This is a genomic window from Paenibacillus sp. An7 (genome assembly GCF_009870785.1).
Lineage (GTDB): Bacteria > Bacillota > Bacilli > Paenibacillales > Paenibacillaceae > Paenibacillus.
Genome location: NZ_WTWX01000043.1, coordinates 1 through 8,532 on the forward strand (window position 1 = coordinate 1; position 8,532 = coordinate 8,532).

An 8,532-nucleotide genomic window follows, 5' to 3' on the forward strand; every position below is an offset into this window, starting at 1 on the left:
GTCGTGGATCGTGTGAACAAACAACAAAGAGCGAAAGCCTCATAAAATTTAAAATATACTACGATTGCATTGGAGTAGTCTACAATTCTTTAAGTCAATGCATTATGAAATTGATTCAACTTCAATAAAAATAAAAATTGAACCACCATTATTTACTAACTTGTTTGCGACAGGTAGATATCTTCGTTTAAGCCTGAATTTACACTGAATATATATAAACAATTACCTTTACATCCAAAAAAATACATTATAGAATTACTAACAATGATTTTACAGGGGGATAGTACTATGCTTATTGACAAAAAGGGGTTGCTAAATATCATTTTTACGTCCGAGTGTGTCATAGGTTTAATTGCAGATGGCATGTATGTTAGTAAAGGAAAAATGCTTGAGTACATTACAACTAAGAGAGTATCTATATTGCTTCAGAATTATTTATCGGGGCATTTTTACATACTTGAGGGATCCATCTTGGAAAGTGTTGATTATGACCTAATAGACGACATACTTTATGTTTACTTAATGGAAATTAACGAAATAGAGATGTCCCAAGATAATTATCTTTTTAGATCGTATGTATATTATGGAGTTGTGGGAAGAGATGATAAGTTAATATACGAAGATTCTAATGGACTTCTTATCTTATCTAGATTACTTAACTTTATAACCATGCAGACAATTAATAAAGCAAATATTGTGTTTGACATTGTTGATGATGAACTTGATTTAGATACTGGTATGGATGACGCGTATTATTATGTGGATAGGAACGAATATGAAGTTGATGAAGAAGATTGGGAAGATCATATAGAATATATAGAAAATCACGATTAATTAAATTAAAATATGATTTCAGTTTATAATCTGAGTTCTTAACAAAAAGTTTCTGAACACAACACTTCTTCAAATATTCATAAGCTATTGCCATACTAGGACAATCGGTCGGGAATAGTTGCGGTAGAGAACTTCAGTGACAAAAGTAAAACAGTCTACCCGAGAGTAGTGCAGTGTCTGAGAGAATCCTCTATAATTCTCATTCACAACCCTTTTATTGGTTTCACCGAATCTTCACGAATATTAAAATTATACACAAAACGATGAGAAAAACCTTACATGAAGATGCACATGAATGGTCTGGGCCCTTGATGCTACAACGAACGTTTCGCTACTCACAGTGATATTGGTTTTGAATAAGCATGTGTTGATCTACAAAGTTAAAATAATTTCTCAAAAGAAGATCATTTTCAATTGCACAAAATTCTTGAAGACCTCCTGTTTGATGAATTTTAGTAATACATACTTATGTTAAGCTACTAACTGGTACGAAAGAAGAAAGGAAGATACAATGAATATCATTCGCCCTTAAAATAATTGTTTGATTAATTACTGATAAATATAGTATACAGTCTGACAATTCGACCAATACAGCGTCGCAAGATAAACAAACGGCTGTAGTTTCAACATTTCATCAAATTAATAGTTACTGGCACTATACGCCATTATCTGAAGAAAATACATGTTCAATTGTAAATGTAGGTATTGCTGGATATATTACCGTTTTGAAGTTTGCGTTTTTATACTGTATGCTATCGAGTTTTCTGACTCATTTGGATAGATGGAATATACAAATTTATCCAAGTACAATATGATAACGCTAGTAAACTTAAAAATTCGCTGAGGATGTGAAATTGTGACTCATTGGACTGATGCTGAAAATTTAGCAATTTATATGTTTTTAAATAAGTATCCTTATAAGACAGATGAGGAAATAGCGAAGGAAATTTTTGAAAACAGCTTTCTTAAGAATGAAATATTCCCCACCAGATTAAATATGAATACAATAAAACTCCATGTACATCTGTTACGGAAGCCAGAGTACTTTGATAGATTAGTAGTTCCAGATTATAAAAATAGAGATAAAGATAGCTCCGTCTAAAGGGGTATCTTTTGTAATAATGTATAATTCAACGAGTGAATAGTTAATCACATAAAAAAACGAGTCCCAAAGAAGAGGACTCGTTTTTTGGTTGACGAATTGTAATATGAAGTGCGACAGATTTGAGCATATAATAATCTGATCTGTCGTTGTTTTGCACGTGCTTATCAATTGTTACATGTAATTAATGATTAATGATATGAACGATTAATTCTATAGAATTTAACGATGCGATACACTCTTAGCACCTGAACTGGGTCTATCACCGTGTGTGTATCTCATAGCAGCTGAGTTACGTTTACGTCTTCCAAAGCTGTCATATTAGAGTCATCTGTCGGTGGATGGATTGTCAACAGTGAATCAAACAACTTTTTTAAGGGCTGCATAGCATACTGTTCGCCTAATGTTCCATGGATCGGATACTCATGTCGTAAAATTCCAGTTCTAGGTAGCGAAGACTATGGAAGTCCCAACTAATTTATGTTTAACTGCGTCAAATTGAGTAAATAAAGGGAGAATAGAATGAAATTCTATTTAGCACTATTTACATGTTTAATTTTTGTTTTGACAGGTTGTGGAAATAGTCCTTCAACAAATAGCACTGTTGAAGAGGAGGAATCACATATGAACGAAATGGAACAGGAATCATCTCAACAGGAAATTAGAGGAATTGTTGTGGATAAAAGTGATTCTGATATGATTATTGCAACAAAGCTAACAAAGGATCAAATTGAAAATAAAACCCCAGAAGAATTAATAGGCTATGATACAGATATGTATCAGTTTTCGTTGTCTGAAATTTCTACTAAGGCGAATATTGGTGATATTGTAAATGTAACCACCACTGGAAAATATAAATTGACCAAAATTGCTAAAACAGAGGTAACAAATATTGAGGTAGTTGAATAAAAATACAGTGAGAACATTGCTTTTATTTAACGTTCAATCCTTGAACCTTGTTGGAATGATGTCAGACGAGTAGAACATGAATACTTGCAGACAATACTTGCAGAGTCATACTGATCAAATAATACATATGTACAAAATCCTAATTTTGTGTAAATGTATTAAATGACGAACCTCGTTGTATTAATTACTCCTTCTTCGTCAAATTCCATTAGTACAAGTATGTCCATTTATTTTTGGGATTTACCTTCTTTCTATAGTAAATTAAAGCTCTTTGTTGCACCTTTACTCAACACTCCCGTCAAACTTTAAACAAAAAGACCGCCAGCTTGTTAAAGACTGACGGTTAAATAAGGTTGTAAATGAATTAGAGACAGTGGGTCAAATGTAAATATATCCAGACCCGGTGCTTAATGGGGCCATGTTCTTGTCCCCCGACATCTACTCTACTACGGTAATTACGAAGGCGAAGGTTCGAGGAAAATCAGATTAATTAAATTGTTGTCGGTTAACTGTTTCTAAAATTCCCTTTGTCCAGTAGTCGTTAGACCATACATACTCAGCGCGAGGTATACTGTCAACTAGATATTTATCGGCCCAAGTCCGAAAATCACCGCTGTTTCTTCTAATAAAGTAATCAAAGAGTGCAACGATCATTACCTCTTTTTCAAAGGTACGACTGTTCACCGGAGCAAATATTTCTTTTAAATAATATTGATTTCCGTATTGATATTGTCTTGCTAGTTTACAGCTGTAAGATTCTTTTCTGGTTACATGATATGCCAATTTTAACCAATTACTCGCAGCACTGACTTTCTTAATAACCCCATCCTCATTAAGTTCTTTAACAACCACTACTTCGAAAAATGACCTAAACTTGTCTTTATACAGAGAATAATGTTCAACGATGATAGGTCCAAAATATTTATTGTAGAAATCTTTTGAAAGGCCAAAATTTTGACTAGATAAACGCCCCATCGCCGTCGCAAAAACATGAACATCCCCAGCAAAATTTTCACGTGTATTCCCCGACTCTGTAAGAGCCAAATAAAATAATTCAGATTTAAATTGATTAACCATACGTAACAATGGAAGGGAAGAAATCAATTGTTCAAGATTATCTAATACAAGCGGACTTAATTGTCCGACTTCTTTTAATTTTTCTTTATAGGTGTTATTTGTGATAGCAGGGAAAATTTTATCAAACTCATTCTCCTCAAAGGCTCTCTCAAATACACGATTTATTTGGTCACGATATTTTTGAAACTCCTTAGGTAGTCGAACCGTTTCATTAAATCCAGCTAAGTATTCCTTATATTTATGATTCTTTGCGATATAACTGGCACAGTCCTCCACTGCATCTAACTGACCAATATCTTGCGTTAATAATTCGTTAGAATTTCCTTTAGCGTAAAATATATGATCCCAGATACCCTTATCACGAGATAATAATTCAATTACTTTCTTCTTGTCAGCACTACCTTGAGAGAAACTTTGTTTTAAAATGCTTAACTCTTGCCGAATATCTGTTAGTAAAGCTTTTTCAGCTTCGGGCTTATTCCCTTTAAGATCTGTATCAATCATTATGCCATGCTCAAAACAGAATTCGAAAAGATCTTTCAGATCTTCATCTGCAATAGTAGGTTTAGTATTTTCAGGTGCTTCTTCTGTTTCTGAAGCATTTGCCGAGTTATCCCATGAAATTAGACATTCATATAGAACACTTATCGTATTTCCTTCTAGAAGATTAGAAATTCGTGAAATAAAGTTTTCATAATAATTTGTAAGATCGATATAATCACTTAAAATTTCAGGTGAAAGAATTGTGTTTCTAGAAGGTAAATAACTAAGTAATGAGCTTAAGCATGTATTAATTGCACATACGAAGTTAAATGTATTAGTGTCAAGATAACTCGAGCTGATAAGGAAGCAATTATAGATAGCTTCACTTTGACTATTCAACCGATCAATCCGTCCATATCTCTGCTCTAAGGCGGATGGGTACGCTGAGATATGATAATTTACGATATGATTATATCCAGGCAGATTTATGCCTTGCTCAGCAATTTGGTAAGTTAATATCAATACTGTAGGTAAGCCATTCAATTTAGCAAAATCAGCAAGTTCCTGTGGGTTACGTCCTGTAACAATATAAAAGGTTGGTATAGATGTTAAGTCCTCTTTAGACTCGATAAAACCAGCTTTTTCGAGATATCTTCCAATGACATCAGCCTCTTTTTCCACGTATCTTGTGAAAATTACAAAACGGTTATCTTGGCATTTGTTATATAAAGCACGTAAATTTTCTACCAGAACTTCGTTTTTGTTGTCATATGATTTATACTCCCAAGTTAGCGTTTCATAACGTTTTGCGTGAATCTTCTTATACCCTTCTGTTTGAAGGGATTTTATCGTGTCTTTGAAGTATCTTGTTACCGGAAACTTAACATCAAATTGGCTACAGATTAATTCGTGAGGATCCTTATCTGATGTTTGTAATTCAGAAATCCAACTAACGTCGACTACCTTCTTTATTAGTGCTTCTGCAATGCGTGGATATACTTTCAGATCAGAGAAATATTGTTTAATTGGTGTAGCTGTGAGAAATACAACTTTCTTGGCAGAGATGTTTTGGACCAAGTTGCGATAACGTAGTGTTTCATCATTCAAGAATAAATGAGCCTCGTCAATAATCACTAATCCAAAGTTTCTTTTGTTCTTGAATTTTGAAGGATGGTTATTTACTACTTCTACTCTATGTTTGTATTCTTCAAAAGGTAATTTATCAAACCACTCACCTATAAACTGTCCTTTAGGTTTAAGAGTACTTGTTCGAGCAAGAGCATTTGTTGTTATTACTAAAACATTTTCATTTGGATTGCGTTCTAAAAAGTCAAGTGCCATGATTCCACTACTAATTGTTTTCCCACTACCAACTTCATCAAATATATAGACAACGTCATGATTGAAGCTATTTAACCGCTCTGTATTTGAGAATTGAAGTGGATATAAATCCACTACATTTGGGTTAATCTTTTTAATCCAATTACTCTCGGTTGCTAAGGTCAAAGCGTTTCCCTCCTTGAATGAATTTGCTTTTTAGAGTTGTCAATCTGGTATACTCTTTCAATAATATCGGCATAAACAAAGAACCTTGAAAGGCGTAAAAGCCAATCAAGGTAATTTTTTATGGTCTCCACTATATTATTCTCTAATATGATCAAGCGTTGACGAAGATTGCTACTTAAAAAGTACAAATAGTAATAGGATATCCGTTATTTATACAGATATATAAGCCCCTCCTAAAATACATATTAATTAAAATCATAATTTCTCGTAATTAAAAACGACTGAAGATACCTATTAGTTTAGCTTCTCGATTTAAATCCTTAGGTGGCACTACGGAAGGAAGCTCCCTTGTCTTTACCAGAGTATGTCCATTCATTGCGTAACAAATTAAAATATTTATTCTACTCTCATACTGTAGTAGCATCTACAATCCTGCACGATTCATTCAGCACCGATTGGGGATAAAAGAAAGACCTTGAGTCACTATCCATCAAGGTCTCGCCAATTATTTAATCCATATTGTTATAATGCAATAGTAGCTTAGATACTACTTCATCGGGTATTATATTACCAAAATTTAATGATACCAAATCAGAGATGGCAGTATCAATTGTTAAACAAGATTCGCTTTTGTAACTACTTACTTCCTCACTTAAACCTGCAATACAGATACCATAGCTTCTTTCTCCCCAAATCGCCCACTTCATTGTAGGTGAAAGCCAAACAACAACTTCTGAATTAAACACTATTGCATCAGCCGGGCTTTCCTCAGGACTTGACTCAATCATTTTCCAGTATTCATCAGCTGTTGCATCCCTTGTAAGGATACCATAATTGTAACGTGAAAACTCTTTATAAAAATAATCTACCGGATGTGGATCCAATACAGCTAAGAGAATAAATGGGTCATTTGATAGATTAATAAGTCGGTCAAGTTCTTGCCAAAAGGTATAACTCATTGCTTTATCAAAGTCAAATACACATGTTTTTTGAAAAGGCATATTAAAAATTTGCTCTGGTAAACGTTTTTCACAGTGAAATGCACTTTTAACCAAATTTACTGCTTCTTTAAATTGCTCTTTATCCGAAATTAGTTTGCTCATTTAGGTGACCCCAATCTAATCTTAGTAGTGACCTCTGAAGCTCCCTTTGCCCAAAACTCTGCGGTCTGTTGCCCCTGATTCGACGTGTCACGAACAGTATATCTAGCTCCATCTTTAGAATAAATAGAAACTTTACCATCTTTACTAACTGCCTTTTTCCAACCATCATTCAAAAGACTTTTCTCGAATTCTTTTCTCGTAACGTTAGTTGAAATATTTTTCACACTATTCCCTACCGTTTTCTGCATTCCATGATGTAGCTAGTGTAGTAGTTATTGCAATAGGAATGAGCGCTTTAGAAATTTCACGCATAATAATAACCAATAATATTGCCCAAGTTGGTCTATCCTCTGGCTTATTCTTTCTAACTGTATCTACTATCTCGGCCTTAACATGTGAATATCCATTTGTAATTACATTCTTAAATTTATGTCTGTACTGGTACTTCTTCAGAGAGTAATCTCTGTAAAGTTTCATTATTCTCATAGTTTGATAAGGTATACTCCACTCTGTTTAGTAGATCACTGTAATCAGGTAAGTTTCCAATCGTCTCTAATGCAGGTAAAGCAAATTTAATGGAATTGATATTATGCGATAAATCGCTTACCATACTATTCAAATCACGGGTGATCGGATTAATAGATTGATTGTTCCATATTTCAGTCGCTTTCAATGCTGCTTGATATCCTTCTGAATTGTATATCGATACTATTCTTTGTTGCGTCTCTAAGTAAGGTGCCAGAAACTTATTTTGTCTCTCAAGATATTCATTCATTCGTTGATGTTGCTCAGAGTTAAAGAAATTATTATCTACCAATACTACACCCCTTTTTAATATTATTTAGTTAGGTAGATTATAATGTAATAATTTTCATTTATATATATATAGTATTTAAGAGTAAATAATAGGTTAGTGTATACTACATATTGTGTTACTTTGAACATGTGGACTATTATGGAACATTGATGAGTAGATATTTGAGTTAGATATAGTTTGGTATAGGTGAATGTTATATCATGCTGGATGTGTATAGATAAACATAGGTAAGGACTATAAGCCCCTACAATAAAGATAGTGATTCCATCATAATGCTCTCACCTCCTTGCCTGTAAGTGAGAGCCTAACCCCAACTGTTAAATACTTGTCTAACGATCAAACACACTGCACCGCAAAATTCATCTAAATATTTATACAGAAAAAGACCTCCTGAAAAGGAAGTCTTCTACGATAACAACGCTGTTATTTTTATAACAGTACATTCATTATATAATGTCTCTATGATTTTTACCATTGCGCAATGATTGCCGCTACCGTTTGGACTGTCAACATTAAACCAGACAACTTTTTTTAAAGAATGCCGCTTTTGTTTTTGTACTGAATTGGGGTCACGTATCCTAATGTGCCATAAATGCGATGCTTGTTGAACCAATTCACATAATCATATAGTTCCAGCTCTAGAAAGTGAAGACTTTGAAAATTCATTTGGTTTACAAATTCCGTTTTCATCACTTTGTAGG

Annotated in this window: 7 protein-coding genes; 3 read left to right on the forward strand and 4 right to left on the reverse strand. The window is 33.6% G+C overall.

All coding sequences use genetic code 11. From position 1 onward, the window contains the following. The first annotated feature begins 288 nt into the window (after positions 1–288). From GQY27_RS20725 to GQY27_RS20735, 3 genes are all read left to right on the forward strand, one after another. Positions 289–834 (forward strand): hypothetical protein, encoded by a 546-nt coding sequence (locus tag GQY27_RS20725; RefSeq protein WP_160037165.1) that lies wholly within the window; start codon positions 289–291, stop codon positions 832–834. An 856-nt stretch (positions 835–1,690) separates the two neighbouring features. Continuing rightward, positions 1,691–1,936 carry a hypothetical protein gene (locus tag GQY27_RS20730; RefSeq protein WP_160037166.1) on the forward strand — a complete coding sequence of 82 codons (246 nt, stop codon included), beginning with the start codon at positions 1,691–1,693 and terminating at the stop codon, positions 1,934–1,936. Positions 1,937–2,560: 624 nt separating this feature from the next. Beyond that, positions 2,561–2,845, forward strand: coding sequence for a DUF3221 domain-containing protein (locus tag GQY27_RS20735; RefSeq protein WP_160037167.1), 285 nt, complete (start codon positions 2,561–2,563; stop codon positions 2,843–2,845). A gap of 486 nt (positions 2,846–3,331) precedes the next feature. Here the strand turns inward: GQY27_RS20735 and GQY27_RS20740 are convergent, their stop codons facing one another. The 4 genes from GQY27_RS20740 to GQY27_RS22150 form a co-directional block, all read right to left on the reverse strand. Then, the gene (locus GQY27_RS20740) at positions 3,332–5,911 is read right to left on the reverse strand and encodes a helicase-related protein (RefSeq protein WP_160037168.1); all 2,580 of its coding nucleotides are present in this window, start codon (positions 5,909–5,911) and stop codon (positions 3,332–3,334) included. Between the two features lie 509 nt (positions 5,912–6,420). Continuing rightward, a complete protein-coding gene (locus GQY27_RS20745) occupies positions 6,421–7,014 on the reverse strand; it encodes a hypothetical protein (RefSeq protein WP_160037169.1) in 594 nt (197 codons plus the stop codon). Between the two features lie 427 nt (positions 7,015–7,441). Further along, positions 7,442–7,831, reverse strand: coding sequence for a hypothetical protein (locus tag GQY27_RS20750; RefSeq protein ID WP_160037170.1), 390 nt, complete (start codon positions 7,829–7,831; stop codon positions 7,442–7,444). Between the two features lie 531 nt (positions 7,832–8,362). Beyond that, complete coding sequence (locus GQY27_RS22150) at positions 8,363–8,521, reverse strand: IS3 family transposase (protein WP_442950923.1); 159 nt, start codon at positions 8,519–8,521, stop codon at positions 8,363–8,365. Positions 8,522–8,532 lie beyond the last annotated feature (11 nt).

What these genes read in the sequence shown, in the direction of transcription:
- GQY27_RS20725 (WP_160037165.1), top strand. Translation starts at nt 289, where the DNA reads ATGCTTATTGACAAAAAGGGGTTGCTAAATATCATTTTTACGTCCGAG.
- GQY27_RS20735 (WP_160037167.1), top strand. Translation starts at nt 2,561, where the DNA reads ATGAACGAAATGGAACAGGAATCATCTCAACAGGAAATTAGAGGAATT.
- GQY27_RS20745 (WP_160037169.1), bottom strand. Translation starts at nt 7,014, where the DNA reads ATGAGCAAACTAATTTCGGATAAAGAGCAATTTAAAGAAGCAGTAAAT.
- GQY27_RS22150 (WP_442950923.1), bottom strand. Translation starts at nt 8,521, where the DNA reads ATGAAAACGGAATTTGTAAACCAAATGAATTTTCAAAGTCTTCACTTT.